17 protein-coding genes are annotated in these 15,849 nt (G+C 44.7%); 5 read left to right on the forward strand and 12 right to left on the reverse strand.

The genetic code is table 11. The features are described 5' to 3' along the window. Positions 1-15: 15 nt before the first annotated feature. Positions 16-264: a hypothetical protein gene (locus R8O11_RS18810; protein ID WP_005379196.1), complete on the reverse strand. Its 249-nt coding sequence runs from the start codon at positions 262-264 to the stop codon at positions 16-18. 361 nt (positions 265-625) lie between these two features. On the opposite strand from R8O11_RS18810, the gene R8O11_RS18815 reads away from it, so the two are divergent. Together R8O11_RS18815 and R8O11_RS18820 are read left to right on the forward strand one after the other, a co-directional pair. Further along, positions 626-1,063 carry a DUF2383 domain-containing protein gene (locus R8O11_RS18815; RefSeq protein ID WP_005379194.1) on the forward strand — a complete coding sequence of 146 codons (438 nt, stop codon included), beginning with the start codon at positions 626-628 and terminating at the stop codon, positions 1,061-1,063. A 148-nt stretch (positions 1,064-1,211) separates the two neighbouring features. Beyond that, positions 1,212-1,613 (forward strand): hypothetical protein, encoded by a 402-nt coding sequence (locus R8O11_RS18820; protein ID WP_318194350.1) that lies wholly within the window; start codon positions 1,212-1,214, stop codon positions 1,611-1,613. 201 nt (positions 1,614-1,814) lie between these two features. Here R8O11_RS18820 and R8O11_RS18825 read toward each other — a convergent pair whose 3' ends face one another. The 5 genes from R8O11_RS18825 to R8O11_RS18845 form a co-directional block, all read right to left on the reverse strand. Beyond that, positions 1,815-3,479 (reverse strand): diacylglycerol kinase family protein, encoded by a 1,665-nt coding sequence (locus R8O11_RS18825; protein WP_213909526.1) that lies wholly within the window; start codon positions 3,477-3,479, stop codon positions 1,815-1,817. 144 nt (positions 3,480-3,623) lie between these two features. Beyond that, positions 3,624-4,055 (reverse strand): hemerythrin domain-containing protein, encoded by a 432-nt coding sequence (locus R8O11_RS18830; RefSeq protein WP_005379185.1) that lies wholly within the window; start codon positions 4,053-4,055, stop codon positions 3,624-3,626. A gap of 103 nt (positions 4,056-4,158) precedes the next feature. Next, positions 4,159-4,356, reverse strand: a complete 198-nt coding sequence (locus tag R8O11_RS18835) for a hypothetical protein (RefSeq protein ID WP_005379178.1) — start codon at positions 4,354-4,356, stop codon at positions 4,159-4,161. An 8-nt stretch (positions 4,357-4,364) separates the two neighbouring features. Further along, the gene (locus R8O11_RS18840; protein WP_005379177.1) at positions 4,365-4,541 is read right to left on the reverse strand and encodes a DUF1328 family protein; all 177 of its coding nucleotides are present in this window, start codon (positions 4,539-4,541) and stop codon (positions 4,365-4,367) included. Positions 4,542-4,586: 45 nt separating this feature from the next. Then, positions 4,587-5,138: a BON domain-containing protein gene (locus tag R8O11_RS18845; RefSeq protein ID WP_005379174.1), complete on the reverse strand. Its 552-nt coding sequence runs from the start codon at positions 5,136-5,138 to the stop codon at positions 4,587-4,589. Between the two features lie 436 nt (positions 5,139-5,574). Between R8O11_RS18845 and R8O11_RS18850 the strand changes: the two genes are divergently transcribed. Continuing rightward, complete coding sequence (locus R8O11_RS18850) at positions 5,575-6,918, forward strand: sigma-54 interaction domain-containing protein (protein ID WP_005382945.1); 1,344 nt, start codon at positions 5,575-5,577, stop codon at positions 6,916-6,918. A gap of 93 nt (positions 6,919-7,011) precedes the next feature. On the opposite strand, the gene R8O11_RS18855 is transcribed toward R8O11_RS18850, so the two are convergent. The 3 genes from R8O11_RS18855 to ftnA form a co-directional block, all read right to left on the reverse strand. Then, positions 7,012-8,205 carry an NAD(P)/FAD-dependent oxidoreductase gene (locus tag R8O11_RS18855; protein WP_005382944.1) on the reverse strand — a complete coding sequence of 398 codons (1,194 nt, stop codon included), beginning with the start codon at positions 8,203-8,205 and terminating at the stop codon, positions 7,012-7,014. A gap of 179 nt (positions 8,206-8,384) precedes the next feature. After that, positions 8,385-8,708, reverse strand: coding sequence for a universal stress protein UspB (gene uspB / locus R8O11_RS18860; RefSeq protein ID WP_005379169.1), 324 nt, complete (start codon positions 8,706-8,708; stop codon positions 8,385-8,387). 91 nt (positions 8,709-8,799) lie between these two features. Continuing rightward, on the reverse strand, positions 8,800-9,327 hold the full coding sequence (ftnA, locus tag R8O11_RS18865; protein WP_005379167.1) for a non-heme ferritin: 528 nt from the start codon (positions 9,325-9,327) through the stop codon (positions 8,800-8,802). A 282-nt stretch (positions 9,328-9,609) separates the two neighbouring features. Between ftnA and uspA the strand changes: the two genes are divergently transcribed. Next, positions 9,610-10,035, forward strand: a complete 426-nt coding sequence (gene uspA, locus R8O11_RS18870; RefSeq protein ID WP_005379165.1) for a universal stress protein UspA — start codon at positions 9,610-9,612, stop codon at positions 10,033-10,035. A 64-nt stretch (positions 10,036-10,099) separates the two neighbouring features. Next, complete coding sequence (locus tag R8O11_RS18875) at positions 10,100-10,978, forward strand: carboxylate/amino acid/amine transporter (protein ID WP_017635030.1); 879 nt, start codon at positions 10,100-10,102, stop codon at positions 10,976-10,978. A gap of 69 nt (positions 10,979-11,047) precedes the next feature. On the opposite strand, the gene R8O11_RS18880 is transcribed toward R8O11_RS18875, so the two are convergent. The 3 genes from R8O11_RS18880 to R8O11_RS18890 all read right to left on the reverse strand — a co-directional run bounded on the left by R8O11_RS18880 (position 11,048) and on the right by R8O11_RS18890 (position 15,801). Beyond that, a complete protein-coding gene (locus R8O11_RS18880; RefSeq protein ID WP_017635031.1) occupies positions 11,048-11,620 on the reverse strand; it encodes a hypothetical protein in 573 nt (190 codons plus the stop codon). A gap of 186 nt (positions 11,621-11,806) precedes the next feature. After that, positions 11,807-12,586, reverse strand: coding sequence for a class I SAM-dependent methyltransferase (locus tag R8O11_RS18885; RefSeq protein ID WP_017635032.1), 780 nt, complete (start codon positions 12,584-12,586; stop codon positions 11,807-11,809). Between the two features lie 89 nt (positions 12,587-12,675). Beyond that, on the reverse strand, positions 12,676-15,801 hold the full coding sequence (locus R8O11_RS18890) for an EAL domain-containing protein (RefSeq protein WP_256901162.1): 3,126 nt from the start codon (positions 15,799-15,801) through the stop codon (positions 12,676-12,678). Between the last annotated feature and the right edge of the window lie 48 nt (positions 15,802-15,849).

The following is a 15,849-nucleotide window of genomic DNA, read 5'->3' on the forward strand; positions in this document are numbered from 1 at the left end:
CCTTGGTGACCACTATTATTTGATCAGCTTCGAAACCGCCCAACCAGCAAGGAAGGCACAGCCTATGCTCAGCAATGGGCGCTCCTTGATTACATTTTCTGCCGACTTAGTCGCCTGCTGAACTTGCTGTGCACCGACATCCAGCTTCTCTTTGGCTTGGTCTTTCATCGCGCCAACGGCTTCCGTCGTGGCTTGTTCCGCTAAGTGATATGCTTCTTCTAACTGCTCTTGAGGTTTTACTGTGCTTTCTTTTGTAGTAGCCATAACTAGCCTCCATTAATGAGTTGAATAGTGAATCAAGTGAAACAATGTTTGACCTCACTTACTCCCTACAAAGCCATATCCATGCCAGAATTTTAAGTTATTGTTTTTTATTAATTTTATTTTCATTTCGATAAAAAGCCGTATCTGTACGTGTAATTCTTTCCAAGCTTTCCCCGCCATTCTTGTAATTTTTTCTTAGCGCCTTACCGACTGTTAGCAAGTTATTGCAAAAAAATACATTAAGTCACTGATTAATAAGACTTAAAATTCATTGGCATACAACCTGCAATTAAAGATGAAACATCGTGTTTGTATTCCATACGCTCAAACACCCCTATCACCAGTAAATAAGGAGTGGCATATGAAAAATGAAAACATCGCCTCAATCATTGAGCTTATCGAAAGCGGAAATGAAATTTACAACAAGGCCATCGAGAACATCGACAACACTTCTTTGAATAATGTGTTGGTAGAACTGCTCAGAGTACGTGAGCGTGCAGTCATTGAGCTCACTCCCTACTCTCTAGCAAGTAACAATGAAGAATCTGCCGACGACACTCCGGTTTCCTACACCATCAAGGCGCGTGAGGTCTACAGCGACGTGATGAAGGAAGTGTCCTCTGACAAAGAGTCTATGTATTTAGAACAGCTTGAAGGTGTCGAAAGCAAGGTACTCAAAGAGATTGAGAATTTGATTACTTCCCACCCAGAGCAGGCGGATAACTCGGTTCTGCTGAAAGTTCGTAGCGATATAAAAAGCTGCAAAGAAAAACTCAGCAGCATCAGCCTTATTAGCTAAAACTTGGTGGTCGCCTTTGCAATAAAGCTCGGTATTGATCAAAGAAATGGCCAACTTGCTTTGGCCATTTCTGACAAGCCCACAGGCGCATTAACATAACCATCACGAGAAATGTCCCACGACAATAGTCATAAATAAAGAGGTCACTATGACATTGGATAACAATCGAGTAAGGGAGCTACTCGTAAAAATGACACACCATCGCCAAACGTGTTTGCCTCTCGTTAACCCGCAATCACATATGACACTCGCAAGAGCGGCATATCGATTCGTGAAAATAGAAAAAGTGATGATCAAAAAGATGGCGAAGCTGTTTTTCGACCAACAAGATGGTGAACAATTCATTGCAGAAAATGCCACCGAATACGGCGTTGCCGAGCTAGGTAATTACAAAGAAATGCATTTTATGAATAAATTACTGTTAGATGATTTAAAAGCCCTGCTTAGAGCCATTGACGACACCAACTTAACCGCACTTGTTTCTTATTGGTTAGCTGCTTTACAAGTTGAAAACGATGAAATTGAAAAGCACTTACCTCAGGGTGAGTAATTATACTCGCCCTTCTTTCTTCACTTTGTTTAACCCTCATCCCCAATCAACCTAATAAAAAGGTGTAGATAGACAAAAGCCGCTGCATCTACGCAGCGACCTTAATAGCCTTTTTACGACGCACACCAAATCATCAAACAACACAGAAAAAGCGCCATGTAGAATACGAAGCAAATGGCGCGTCATCCGCGGATTACAGTGTTAAAGCGAAGCTGATTTACGTCTCTGGCTTGGAACAAATACGTTCAATGACTTTGGACGCAGCTTGATTGCCAGTTGCTCATCAGAATACAGTTCACCATCAATCACATACTCAATCGGTTTATTCGCAGAAATAGTGACGCTCTGAGCCGTCGCGTATTGAAAATGTGTCGATTCTTCCTGTGCGCCTACGCTCGTTAATGTCAGATCCGACAAGGCGATAAGACGTCCGCCTAAAGACTCGGTGTTATCTAAATATGTGATATGCAGCTTGCCATCATCAGGCTGCGGCGCATCACCACCTTGGGCAAGCAACGTACTAAATGGAGCGATATTCGCAACGACAAAACTATGGACTTCAAGCGTTTGTGTATTATTGTCGTGGTTTCCATCTTCAGTTGGAGCGTCTAACGAAACGGTTAAAGCTTGCGTTTCTTCCGCCACTACAGCATTAAAAAAGCCAGTGAGGTAAGCGAGTTGTCCAAAAACATTTTTCTCTTCTCGCTGAGCGTGCTCGATCATCTTCTGTTCTAGCCCAATACCTAAGACCAATAAAATAAGCCGCTGATTGCAGTCCGCAGTATCAATACGTTGGCAGTGTCCGCCAAGCAACGCTTCACACGCTTTTTCGACCGGTGAGAATTTGGCGCCAACGCCATAGAGCACATGACATAACGCATTGGCAGTTCCGAGCGGAACAATACCGAGTTTTAGGTCGGTATCCACCAATTGGCTAGCCACCTCTGTTACTGTGCCATCGCCACCAGCTACGATGATTTGCTTAGCTCCACTTTCTTTTGCCTGTTGTGTTAGCTGCTCGGCGCTGAGGTTTGTGGTGGTTTGATGAATACTCAAGCGATATTTTTTGGTTAGCTCACGAATCAAGTGCTGTTCGTTTTCCTCCCATTTGCCGCCACCTGAAACAGGGTTAACCACCATCCAAGTGGATTGATCCAGCCCCAGTACGCCTTTTTCACTGATCGCTCGTAACGTCCTAATCTGTAATTTATTTAATCTCGCGGTACTACGTACGTCATTGATTTTTTTCATCACAGATTCAACCGTCAGTGACGGGTCTTTGCTCAGTAAATACGCCGCCACAACAAACACTGAACGACCACGCCCTAACGCACAATGCACAACCACAGCCCGCGAGCACGAGATTTGAGTATCAATCCAGTTAATCGCATGGCGAAGGCGCTCTAGCGTTGGGGCTTTGTGGTCGAGTACCGGAATCGAAAGGTAATGAAACTGCTTGTCGGTCATCGCACTTTCAAGGCCTGCAAATTCTGCGGTGACATCGACAATACAAGAGATCTCATTGGATTCGAGAAAATCTAAGTCACTCTGAAACAAACGGCGAGATAGGTATAAATTGTCGCTGACTTTTTGGATTGGAGGCACAGTATCACGCCGTCTTTCCCAGGCGTTATACGCTCTAGCCCCCAATAAAAATGGAATGAATGCCCAGCGAATCCACCTGACAATCTTGCCATCTTGGTTTTTTCTAAAAATAGAGGGAATGTCGAATACGTAGGCTACGCTGACCAACGCTAAAGAAAGAGATATCCACAAGAACAGCAGACTAACGATAATTTGAGGCGTATATATAGCGGCCAATAAACTGATCAGAGCGCCAAAAATATAATATTTGATGATAAACATTCGCTCTCCTTGCCTTCAGCGAGTGCACTTTTTAGTGGAAGTTAGAATACGCGGGGGATTGAGCTTGGATACATGAACTTGAGTAAACGCCTTGATTGAGTGCCTTCCCGTGCCGAAATGGCACGAAAAGGTCCAACACTCTACCTAGCTTGCCATCTCTTCAACATAACCATCCGCTAGTTTCATTTTCTGCTTATCGGTCATTACCTTACCGGCTAACTGGAAGAAACGCTGCTCTTCTTCCTCAAGATGGTGCAACACTTTGTGACGCAAGGTTTTCATTAGGTTGAGCCACGCTGGCGAGCTCATATCGGTTGCATCAAGCTGTGCAATCACTTTATCAATTTCATGATGCTCTGCGATGCCATGGCGAGTGAGATCAATGGTCTTATCGCTATCTATTAAAGGCGCGTAGAAAAATCGCTCTTCTGCCGCTGCGTGCTGTTCGAGTTCCTCTTTAAGGTTGTGATAAAACTCTTCACGAGCGGGGGAATCTCCAGACGTTTCCATCAGAGCATCGAGTAAAAGGCGCTGCTTTTCATGACTCTCTTTCAGTACATCAAATATGTTTTTCATCTTTGACTCCTTATCTGATTGTAAACAATTGGGACAAAAGGAAGGGCGGTGATTGACCGCCCCTCTCTTACATAGCTATGCGTAAAAACCTAACCTGATTCGGCTAACAATCTTGGTCTTCAGCGTTTAGGTTTTCTTTAATGTTTTCACATTCATCTTCAATCGCATTTTGGGTTTCTTCGGCGGCTTCATCTATCTTTTTGCCGGCCTGTTCCATTGGCCCTTCTTCACTACAAGCTGCCAACGCAAACACCAAACCGAATACTGCGGCGATACGGTAAATAAATGACGTAAGTCGCATGGAATCTCCTATCTATTTACGTTTTTTCTTCCCAGCAGAACAATCACTATTGATACAATTAATGACAATAGGAATAGGTAAAATATCACTTGCGCGATAGAGGCAGCAGCTCCTGCAATACCGGTAAAGCCTAATAGTGCAGAAATTAGTGCCAGTGCCAGAAAAATAAACATCCAACGAACCATAGTGTTACCTCCTAATAAAAGTGGGTTAAATCACTCGGCTCGCTATTATTGAACCACTTCTAGCTTATCAATCACCTTATTTACGTCATTGGTGTTATTTGCAATTGAAATTGCAAGATCATGCTCCGCATCTGAATTAACTTTACCTGCCAAAGTTACCGTTTTGCGTTCTGTCGTTACATCAATATCCGTACCACTCACATTGGTATCCATTAGTAGGCGCGTTTTAACTATAGTCGTGATTTTAGAATCGGTCAGTGTAGCTAAAGCTTCTGAATCAGTTTCTTTCTTGCCTTCATTCACTACTGACAATTCGTTGTTTACTTTTTTCACACCATCAAGACCAGTAACAAGCTCTTCGGCAAGTGATTTTTCAAGATCATTGTTTACCGAACCAGAAAGGGTAACGACCTGATTCTCTACATCGGTATTGATATCAAAAGAGTTGAGATTGCTGTTTAGCAGTAGTGTGGTTTCAGCTTTACCATCTAGCCAAGCGTCCATGGATTCTTTTTCCCATTTATCACTCGCTAAGACTGCTGTAGATGAAGTAGCAAGAACTGACGTAAGTACAATTTTAGCTGCGATGTTATTCATGGTAATTCTCCTTTATTGACGTTGCACTTCCCTAGGAGCAAACCATGTGCCAACTTTATAACTCATTGTTTTTAAGTGACTAATAAAGGAAAGAGGTAAAAATGAGATGAGCAATAAAGTATAAGCATGAATTATTTACACGTAAAAAATGTAATTTTTAATCGGTGATAAAGCCTCCGCCACTTGTGCAGAAATAACCTGATAAAACAGAAAGGCTATTTCTCCAGGATCAATTAATAGCAAAATTATTATTTTAAAAATAAAAATCTGAACAAAAGGAAATATCTACTGATAGCTCTCACCGATATATATCAAAAAGGGGCTAACAACATAAAAATACCGAACAAATCCTTAAATCTATGCTGACAATATTTTGTCTTGTGAAGTGAGAATAATCCACGTACATTGTTTCTGTCATAGTAAAGAGGACATTTCTATGTCGATGCCAAGCCTGTTTCTAAGAATACAAGATCCATCACTTAAAAATGCCATCGCTTCTTGCCAGGAACTGAACAAATTTCGTCTGCATGACATCGATGCCGCAGACCAATGGATTGAAGATTTCCTACAACTCAAACCGGAAGTTGCGATTGTTGAAGTCGCCCACTTTACTAGTGCAGATTATCAACGTCTTTCTAATATCGAAGACATCTACGATATGGACTTGATCATCATTAGCTCAGGCGCTCCAAACGAGAACTTGGATAAACTGATGAACTTGGGTGCTATTTTTCACTACAGAAAGCCCGTTGATATTGCCATTCTGACGGACACCCTGAGCGAAGTCAGCCAGTACTATCAACACAAACAAGATCAAGGGCGTAAAGTGTCCACCAGCGATCTTGACCAATTTGGTCTTTTGGTCGGATCTTCCTCTCCGATGCATCAGCTCTATCGTATGATCAGGCGCGTTGCTAAAACAGAAGCCAACGTCCTTATTGTCGGTGAAAGTGGATCAGGCAAAGAACTGGTGGCGCAGACCATCCACTTAGCGAGTGAGCGTAAACAACAGCCCTTTATAGCGATTAACTGTGGTGCCATTAGCCCTGAATTGGTTGATAGTGAACTGTTTGGTCATGAGAAAGGCGCTTTTACCGGAGCAAATAAAACTCACCAAGGTGTATTTAAGCAGGCAGAGGGCGGCACACTATTTTTAGATGAAATCACCGAGATGCCTATCGAGCATCAAGTGAAGCTATTGCGGGTGCTAGAAACCGGAGAGTATCGCCCAGTTGGCAGTAATACAGTTCATATCGCTAATACTCGCATCATTGCTGCTACAAACCGTGATCCTAAAATCGCCATTGAGGAGCAGTTCCTGCGTGAAGATCTGTTTTTCCGGTTATCGCATTTCCCATTAACGATACCGCCACTGCGAGAACGAGGCGGTGATATCGTCGGTCTGGCCAAGCACTTTATCGCGCACCGCAACGCCAATGAGGCAAAAACCAAAACGATTCTTGACTCTGCGATCCAAAAAATCGCTGCACACGACTGGCCAGGTAATGTCCGTGAGCTCAAACACACGATCGAACGTGCATTTATTTTGGCTGATGACACTATCCGAGATGAACACCTTATCTTCGACACACCACCATTGGAAACAGGCACCAGCATCGAAGACCTTGTTCCGGCGGGCGTTTCGTTAGAAGAGCTAGAAAAAGCCGCCATTCTCAATACCCTTGAAGAGAATCAAGGTAATAAAACGGAATCAGCGCAGGAGTTAGGCATTAGCGTGAAAACGCTCTATAACAAACTCGAAAAGTATCAAGACGAGTAACTCGCTATGGGAATACAAAAAAAGCACTGAATAAAACTCAGTGCTCTTTTTGTATCTTATCTTTTATGCAGTTAGGCTGCGTTTGGTGTTTGATTAAACCCACTGCCCCGCAACAAAACCGCTCGACCAGCACCACTGAAAATTGTAGCCCCCTAGCCAACCAGTCACATCCATCACTTCACCAATAAAATAAAGCCCTTTAATGTCTTTGCATTCCATGGTTTTCGAGGATAAGTGATCAGTATCGACACCGCCGAGTGTCACTTCCGCAGTTCGGTAGCCTTCAGTGCCATTCGGGGCGATATCCCAATGCTCTAGACGCTCCACAATCGCCGCAAGCTCCTTTTGATTGAACTGTTTTAGCGGTTTATCGACTAGCTCTTTACGTTCAATTAAGACTTCAACCAGACGCTTAGGCAGCACTTTGGCAAGCGTATTCTTGAGTGACTGATTTGGATGCTTCTCACGACTGCGTTCTAATAACTCAGCAACATCATCGTTTGGCACAAGATTGATCAACACCTTTTGTCCGGCCCGCCAGAATGAAGAAATCTGTAACACTGCTGGACCAGATAACCCACGATGTGTGAACAACAGGGCTTCTTTGAACATGGTGCCATCTTCAGCCGTAATTTCCGCAGGTACCGCGATACCAGATAACTCAGCAAAGTCTTCTTTGTCTTCTTTATGCAGAGTAAATGGTACAAGCCCTGCCGTGGTTGGAATAACTCGAAGACCAAATTGTTCCGCGACTTTATAACCAAATGGTGTCGCTCCCAGTTTTGGCATCGACAAGCCACCTGTTGCGATAACTAAAGACTCACATTCGACAATCTCAGTACCAGCATGCAAACGAAAGCCTTCATCAATTTTTTCAATCGAATGAACATCGCATTGGTAACGCTGCTCGATGTTCGGCATGTCACACTCAGCTAACAACATCTTCACGATATCTTTGGCCGTAAATGCATCGACACAAAACAACTGGCCGTGATCACGCTCTTCGAACTCAATGCCATGTTTACACACCATCGAGATGAAATCCCAGTTAGTGTATTGGGAGAGCGCCGACTTAACAAAGTGCGGGTTTTGACACAAATAGTGATTAGCTGAAACGTCGTAGTTAGTGAAGTTACAACGACCACCGCCCGAGATAAGGATTTTACGTCCTGGCTTTTTAGCATGATCGAGCACCAAAACACGGCGGCCTCGCTTGCCTGCTTCTGCAGCACACATTAAACCTGCTGCGCCTGCGCCAATTACAACAACATCAAATTTCTTACTCATCGGTAGCTCTTAGACTGATTGGTATCGAATCAAAATAAAAAAGGATGTGCACATTGCACATCCTTGCTTTCTAGGCGCGACATTCTACCGACAAATACCGAAAGGGAAAAGCGCTTAAACTCTAAGCGCTCTGTATGTCCGCAAAATCTCAGACAGAACAACTTCTGGATTATTGACTCTTAGAGAATGAAGGCCGCAAGTAGCGTCACGCCGAGCAACGCGGTCGATAGAACAAACAATTCACGCACTCTTTCACACTTACCAGTAAAAATTTCATCGTGGTGATGATGATATTCTTTACTTTTAATGTAGTGATACAACCTCACCTGCTTGGTGACATTTCCATGAGTGGTAAAAAAACCATTACCATCAACTTGCTGATATAACAGCGGATGCGCTTCACGCATGATATAAATTAGAGAACGAAGAGCGGTGAGATACCGGACCATATTAACTCCAGTTACCACCATTAGCGCAAATAAGATTGTGTCTCCACTGATCATCTTTTCCTCCCTACATCTTCAACAATGCTCAAGAGAAAAAGACGATCAACACTTCGTCTTTACCCGCTACTTACAACGTCCCAAAACGCGTTTACGCAGCTGGAGCATCCATGATTGAAGATGAACCTTCTTTCGCCATTTGTGCTAGATCTTTGTCAATGAAGAACAACGCTTTACCGTCTTCACCTACCAGTTCGATCTTATCTAAAATCCCTTTAAACAACTTCTCTTCTTCGTGCTGTTCTGACACGTACCACTGTAGGAAGTTAAACGTTGAGTAGTCTTGGCTAGTAAATGCAACGTGCGCCAGTTTGTTGATTTTTTCCGTGATCATTTGCTCATGTTCAAATGTCTCGCGGAAAACGTCACCTAGGCTCGCAAAGTCATGCTTTGGCGCATCAATAGCGCCTAAGATTGGCATTGAGCCAGTTTCACTCACGTAAGTGAATAGGCGTTGCATGTGCTCCATTTCTTCTACGGCGTGAGCGCGTAAAAATTCAGCCGCACCTTCAAAACCTTTGTCTTCACACCAAGCACTCATTTGTAAGTATAGATTGGATGAGAAAAATTCTAGGTTAATTTGCTCATTCAATTGTTCGACCATAGTTTGAGACAGCATGTTAACTCCTATTATTGTGCATGCAATATACCCAAGTAACCTCGAAATAAATGACGCTGCGAGAATAGCTTGGTCTGGCAGACACGGCGAAGTTTCACTTCAACTCTAGTCAGTAACACTACGCTTATTTCAGCATATCAAAGTCACTTGGGTATAACGCCACTATAACATGATTACTGAGACAAGACTTTGTACCTACGGCACCGATATGAGATCACTTCAGCAAATTTTTTTTGGGGTTGGTGCTAATCTAAAACTATGACCTTACAAGGAGATAGCAATATGAGTTACAAACACATACTTGTGGCAGTCGACCTTTCAGACGACAGTAAAGTGTTGATTAAGAAAGCCGTATCACTGGCTAAACCTCTGGATGCGAAAGTCTCTTTTATTCACATCGACGTGAACTACGCAGAACTCTACACCGGGCTTATCGATATCAATATGGCAGAAGCGCAACATCAAGCAATGGAAGCATCGCGCACACAATTGGCAAACTTCGCTGAATATGCGCAATACCCAATTGCCCATACTTTAGTCGGTAGTGGCGATTTGAGTAATGAGCTGTGCGATACCATTCAAGATTACAGTATTGATTTGGTGGTTTGTGGTCATCACCAAGATTTCTGGAGCAAGATTCTATCTTCGACTCGACAGCTGATTAACTGCTCACCAGTCGATATGCTGGTCGTACCGCTAAAAGACTGATTGGCGCAGCGATAAAACTTGGTTAGACTGCGGGCACATTTGTTGTTGATAAAGATTCTCATCCATGGCTTATCTATCCGCAGTTACCCTACTTTGGGCATTCTCATTTAGCCTGATCGGCGTTTACCTCGCCGGTCAGGTTGATTCTTGGTTCTCGGTGTTCATGCGCGTGGCACTGGCGAGCCTGGTTTTCATTCCCTTTTTGAAATTCCGTGGCGTTAGCAAACCCCTGATCGCGAAACTGATGACCGTCGGTGGCTTCCAGCTCGGCTTGATGTATTGCTTCTACTACCAATCTTTTTTGCTCCTTTCCGTGCCAGAAGTATTGCTGTTCACCGTATTCACACCCATTTACGTCACGCTAATCTATGACTTCTTGAAAGGTCGCTTTTCACCTTGGTACTTAGTTACCGCTGCAATAGCCGTATTTGGTGCCGCCTGGATTAAATTTGCAGGCATTAATGAAGATTTCCTACTGGGCTTTTTGGTCGTACAAGGAGCAAACCTCTGCTTTGCCATCGGTCAGGTGGGCTACAAATATATCATGGAGAGTGAACCCGTCGATTTGCCACAACACACCGTGTTTGGCTACTTCTACTTAGGTGCACTTTGTGTAGCAACCGTGGCTTTCGCGCTCATGGGTAACCTCGACAAACTACCTACCACTGCAACACAATGGGGCATTCTGACATACCTTGGGTTGATTGCTTCTGGTTTTGGTTACTTTGCTTGGAACAAAGGCGCGACTATGGTGAACGCAGGTGCACTGGCAGTAATGAACAATGCATTGGTTCCGGCGGGCTTGATTGTAAACATTGTGATTTGGAACCGCGATGTTGATGTCATGCGACTCGCCATTGGCGGTGCGATCATCATGCTATCCCTATGGATTAACGAAACCTGGGTGAAAAAGCGCGTAGAGATGAGCTACGCCAATAAGTAACGCAGCTAATCCTATAAACATTTCGACAATAAAAAACGCTCTCCGACTGGAGAGCGTTTTTTTATTTGATTAATGCACTTTGGCTTGTGAGATTGCGTTCATCAAAGCATTAGGTGGCGTTGGCAGCAACACTTCTAGTTTCGCATTACGCGCTTCCAGTTTACGCTGACGCTTAAGTAACTTTTGTTGTTTTTTCGCCACTTTTAGCAACTTCTTTTGCTGCTTATAGTGCTTTTTCAGTGCTTTTTTCGCTTTCTTGAGCGATTTTTTATCGGCCAAATCAAACAGTGCAGGAGCCGCCATCGACACTGGTGTCACCACTTTCGCGGCTTGTTTCTTCTCTTTCACTCGCTCGACCACACGTTTCACGATCGCCGCCTTTTCTGCGCTGTGTTTTGACGTGACGGAAATGGATTGCGCAGGCAGCGCTTCAGCTAACAAACCGCATGCTTGTTGCTCGTTTAACGGCTTGTCTTGGCATTTTTGTGGAGGAATTGCGGCAGGCTTACACAATGAGTCTTTAGAAGCGGAAGAGCGTGCACAAGAGCGACAAACGAACTTAGGTGCGACGACCAAACGGTGAATGTCACCCAAGTTGGCCGCAATTTGTTTGCGGTTCATCTTACATAAGCGTTTAGACATTCGACTACTCCAGCTTCCCAATTATCGACAGCATCACAACAAGTGAAATAATAATAATTCTTAGTTAGATATACAGTCAGAGTGTCGAATTAGCAAGTGAAAACTATCAATAGTGTTCAGGAAAGAATGGCAGCGTCACAGCACTTGGTTCAATGCTGTGACGAGAAGTTTTTGCGAGTCAGGAGGTTATGCCATCGAGGCTTTGACGTAGACGTCGAAACGATTCTTTTTGGTTTCAATCGCCATGCTTGGCTTTTGCTCGTTCAGCCAATTCGCGTAGTCCGGGCGCTTAACTACTACACGCTTTGTGGCTAACGCCATGGCTGGTCCTAGTAGGCCATCGGCGTCCAAATCAGCGCCAACCAACGATTGGAAAACGCGCATTTCTTTTTTCACGAGCGCCGACTTCTTTTTATTTTCTGGGTGCGGATACATCGGGTCAAGATACACCACATCTGGCTGGACAAAGTCTTTATCTTGCGCCAATTGTTCCAGCGCATCATGGCTAGAAGCATGGATTAGCGACATGCGCTCAGATACCCAGGTGCCGATTTCTGGGTCTTGTTTCGCTCGATCCAAGCCATCATCTAACAAAGCCGCTACGACTGGATGACGCTCGACCATCTGCACTTTACAACCTAGCGAGGCGAGCACAAACGCATCACGACCAAGACCTGCCGTGCCGTCTAACACGGTTGGCGTTGCCCCTTTGTTCAACCCCGCAGCTTTCGCAATTGCCTGGCCTTTACCACCACCGAACTTGCGACGATGACCGACCGCACCACCAATCAAATCCACAAAGATTGCACCCAGCTTTGGCTCATCCACTTTACGTAGCTCCAAACGCTCGGTGGTTAGCACCAAAGCAAAATCGCTATCGTCAGTGTGTGAAAGCTGCCAACGCGCAGCGAGTTCATCAAGATGAGATTGTTGAGACGGGTTTTCACAGATCAATTGCAGTTGCAAAAGGAGGCTCCAATAAAAATCGAGGTAACTGGCGCTGAGTGTATACCTAAGTTACCTATTAATGCTAGGTTGAGCTTGCTACGCAGAGGTTATACAGCCGTCAGTTGCTCCACTAGCTCAGAAAGCGGCTTAGGATGGCCAATACCGTAGCCTTGGCCGTAGTCCACACCGAGGTCTATCAAATGCTGCATGACCTGGTCATTTTCGACAAACTCCGCCACCGTCACTTTGCCTAGTTGCTTCGCCAAGTCATTGATTGAACGAACCATCACGCGGTCCATTTCATTTACGTTGATATCTTGCACGAAAAGACCATCAATTTTCACGATATCGACAGGAAGTTTCTTTAAGTAACCAAATGAAGACAATCCAGATCCGAAATCATCCAATGCAATCATGCAACCCAAAGACTTTAGCTTGGTAAACAACTCAATGGCTTGATCCAGATTGCTCATCGCCGCTGTCTCGGTGATTTCTAAGCAGATTTTTTCACACGGCAGAGTCGAACTTTCCAATCGCTCCAATAAGAAGTCAATAAACTCTTGATTCCCCATAGATTGACCTGAAAGGTTTATCGAACAGCGACCAAGCTGTTCAACCACCTCAGGACGCTGTTCAAACCACTCTAGTGTTTGAGTAATAACCTGCTTATCAATCCAATGGGCAATGTTGTAGCGCTCGGAAGCAGGGATAAACAGCGCAGGAGAAACATAATCACCGTACCCATTGCGAATACGCACCAAAATCTCAAAATACATTTGAGTCTCGTGCTTTTGTAAGCTTTTTATCGGTTGAGCAAACAGTTCTAAACGTTGATTCGACAATGCCTCATGCACCAAATTGACGCTCTGCATTTCCATCTGACGACGCTGCAACTCTTCGTTATCTAAGCTGAATAGATTATAGCGGTTACGGCCTTGCTCTTTAGCGGCGTGACAAGCAGAGTCTGCTTGAGCGTGCACCATTTGTGGCGTATCAGCGGTATGATCGATGATACGGATACCAATTGAGCAACTGATGAACAGGCGTGTGTCTTCCCAAATAAAGAGGTGTTCGCTTAGTGTCGAGATGATCAGTTTGGCAATATTGATGGCGCCATATTCGTCACAGTCTTTGAGTAACACCGCAAACTCATCGCCTCCCATTCGAGCCAAGATGGAATTGTACGGCAGAACGCCTTCCAGCATACTTGCGCAGAATTGAATCGCCGCATCACCTGCATCATGCCCAACCGTATCATTGAGGACTTTTAGTTGATCTAAGTCGAGGTACAACATGGCGTGGACTCGACGATGGCTGTCCACTTCGCACAGTGCGGTCTTAAGCTCTAGTTCAAAATGGTTTCTGTTGTAAGTCCCCGTCAGTAAGTCATAGCGAGCTTGGTATTCCAATTTCTCGGAGAGCAGTTTGGTTTCGGTAATATCTTCGCCCACAATCAGCAGTTGCTCAGATTCACTCAGCGGACGAATATTCTCGCGCACCCAAACACGATGACCATTTGCATGACGATACTCGACTTCACGTCGCCAAACACCATGCACTTGCTGGTTGGGTTGCAATAACACTTGGCGAGGGAACAGCACTTTGTCATCAAAATAGAACTCCCTCAGGCGATGTCCGAGCATGTCCATCGGTTTGTAGCCAAGAAGTAGTTGAGCAAATCGATTCACTTCTTGAATTCGGTTATTACTATCAAGCGTCACCATCATCACGGGCTGCTGCTCATAATAGTTGCGTAGGGTTGACTCACGTTGGTAGAGCTTGTCCTCCATCAATTTACGACTGGTAATATCGCGCGCTTCAAACAAGTATTGCTTATGATTCCCTACTTGCTGAGAAAAAGGCTTGAGCGAAACTTCTAACACCAATGCGCCGTGTTCTTTACTCCAAATTTCAGCTTCAAACGTCGACACTTGATGGTGAGGCGCGTGGAAATACTCCTCAAGCAACGCTTGTGCTTTTTCACTCCAGTTGGGGTGAAACCAAAGTGGTCGGTCTAAACGCAGTCCTTGGTGATAAAGTAAGGATTGAAGGTGATCGTTGCCCGATTTAAGCACACCGTTGGCATCCAAAATGCCCATATACTGCATGCTCTGATCGAAAATCGATTCTAGAATAGCCTGGCTTTCTCGCGCAGCGCTCTCACTGCGACGCATCCGCTGTAAATAATAACCCATCAGCAAAATGACCACCGACATCACCACAAACAGACTACCAAACAGGCGAATTTCCTTGGCAAAACGTTCAGAAAGCTTCATTGGCTTATTAAAAAATACCGCAGAAACCTCTTGTTCAGCCCCCAATCCCCAACGCGCTACCGCTTGGTAATCGAGCTTTATTTCAGAATCACTTTTTTTCACGGCAGGCAGAGGCTGATCAGGGTTATCCAAAACGAATTCAAGCATCTCTGCACTCTCAATACCATGCCGATAACCACTTTGAATAACCCCTCCAACTGCGCCATGACCCAAACCAATGTCATGCACCATAAACAGCGGCGCGTTTGAGACTTTGTTGACACCAACCCAGTCACGCTCGCTGCCAACCATACCTTGTTTATCTCGGTAATAGGTCCAGAACAAGACGACTTTATCGGAACTCAGTTTTGCGACTTGTTGTTTTAGATCGATGATGCTGTCTGGGACAAGTTGTACGATTTTGTCTCTATATTGCGGGAACTTGAGGACAAAATTGTCGATTTGATAACGCAACACCTCACCGGTCACCGAGTGGTCACTGACGATGAGAACTTGTGTGTAGTTCGGATGTAAGCGCTCAATAAGAGCGAGATTCGCTTCCAAATCGACATCTTCCATGACTCCGGTTGCATTCAGAGAACGATGTAAAGAAGGATGGTAGTTATTAATGCCGTTAAATATAACTGGGGTGTCTTTGATGACTGGGGCTAAACGCTGCATGAGTTCAAGTGCATTGTTATCGCTCACTAAAATGGCATCGAATCGCTCTTTGCGTAATTTCGTAAGATACAAGGATTTTAGTTGCGCAAAAAACTGCTCACTCTGGTTACGTTTCGAGTCTAGATAGAGCACACGCATGTCCAGCGCTCGATCGCCCAGCTGTTGCTCAATGCCTCGCTGTATGGAGTCCGTCCAGAAAAAACCCTGATGATAGGAGTGCACGACCAACACCTTCGGATCTGAGGCCGTAGCAAACGCGCTCCAACATAGCGCGGCAATAACCAGAAAACGCTGCACATTATCTCCATAGCTCGGAGTTAACCCGCAGTTACTCCTGCCAAACCT

It is taken from the genome of Vibrio sp. 1288, from assembly GCF_033344475.1.

Coding starts and splice junctions, on each gene's coding strand:
- uspB (WP_005379169.1), bottom strand. CDS start 8,708: ATGATCAGTGGAGACACAATCTTATTTGCGCTAATGGTGGTAACTGGA.
- R8O11_RS18840 (WP_005379177.1), bottom strand. CDS start 4,541: ATGGTTCGTTGGATGTTTATTTTTCTGGCACTGGCACTAATTTCTGCA.
- R8O11_RS18875 (WP_017635030.1), top strand. CDS start 10,100: ATGGCTTATCTATCCGCAGTTACCCTACTTTGGGCATTCTCATTTAGC.
- R8O11_RS18830 (WP_005379185.1), bottom strand. CDS start 4,055: ATGAAAAACATATTTGATGTACTGAAAGAGAGTCATGAAAAGCAGCGC.
- R8O11_RS18810 (WP_005379196.1), bottom strand. CDS start 264: ATGGCTACTACAAAAGAAAGCACAGTAAAACCTCAAGAGCAGTTAGAA.
- R8O11_RS18845 (WP_005379174.1), bottom strand. CDS start 5,138: ATGAATAACATCGCAGCTAAAATTGTACTTACGTCAGTTCTTGCTACT.
- uspA (WP_005379165.1), top strand. CDS start 9,610: ATGAGTTACAAACACATACTTGTGGCAGTCGACCTTTCAGACGACAGT.
- R8O11_RS18815 (WP_005379194.1), top strand. CDS start 626: ATGAAAAATGAAAACATCGCCTCAATCATTGAGCTTATCGAAAGCGGA.
- ftnA (WP_005379167.1), bottom strand. CDS start 9,327: ATGCTGTCTCAAACTATGGTCGAACAATTGAATGAGCAAATTAACCTA.
- R8O11_RS18880 (WP_017635031.1), bottom strand. CDS start 11,620: ATGTCTAAACGCTTATGTAAGATGAACCGCAAACAAATTGCGGCCAAC.
- R8O11_RS18820 (WP_318194350.1), top strand. CDS start 1,212: ATGACATTGGATAACAATCGAGTAAGGGAGCTACTCGTAAAAATGACA.
- R8O11_RS18850 (WP_005382945.1), top strand. CDS start 5,575: ATGTCGATGCCAAGCCTGTTTCTAAGAATACAAGATCCATCACTTAAA.
- R8O11_RS18825 (WP_213909526.1), bottom strand. CDS start 3,479: ATGTTTATCATCAAATATTATATTTTTGGCGCTCTGATCAGTTTATTG.
- R8O11_RS18855 (WP_005382944.1), bottom strand. CDS start 8,205: ATGAGTAAGAAATTTGATGTTGTTGTAATTGGCGCAGGCGCAGCAGGT.
- R8O11_RS18835 (WP_005379178.1), bottom strand. CDS start 4,356: ATGCGACTTACGTCATTTATTTACCGTATCGCCGCAGTATTCGGTTTG.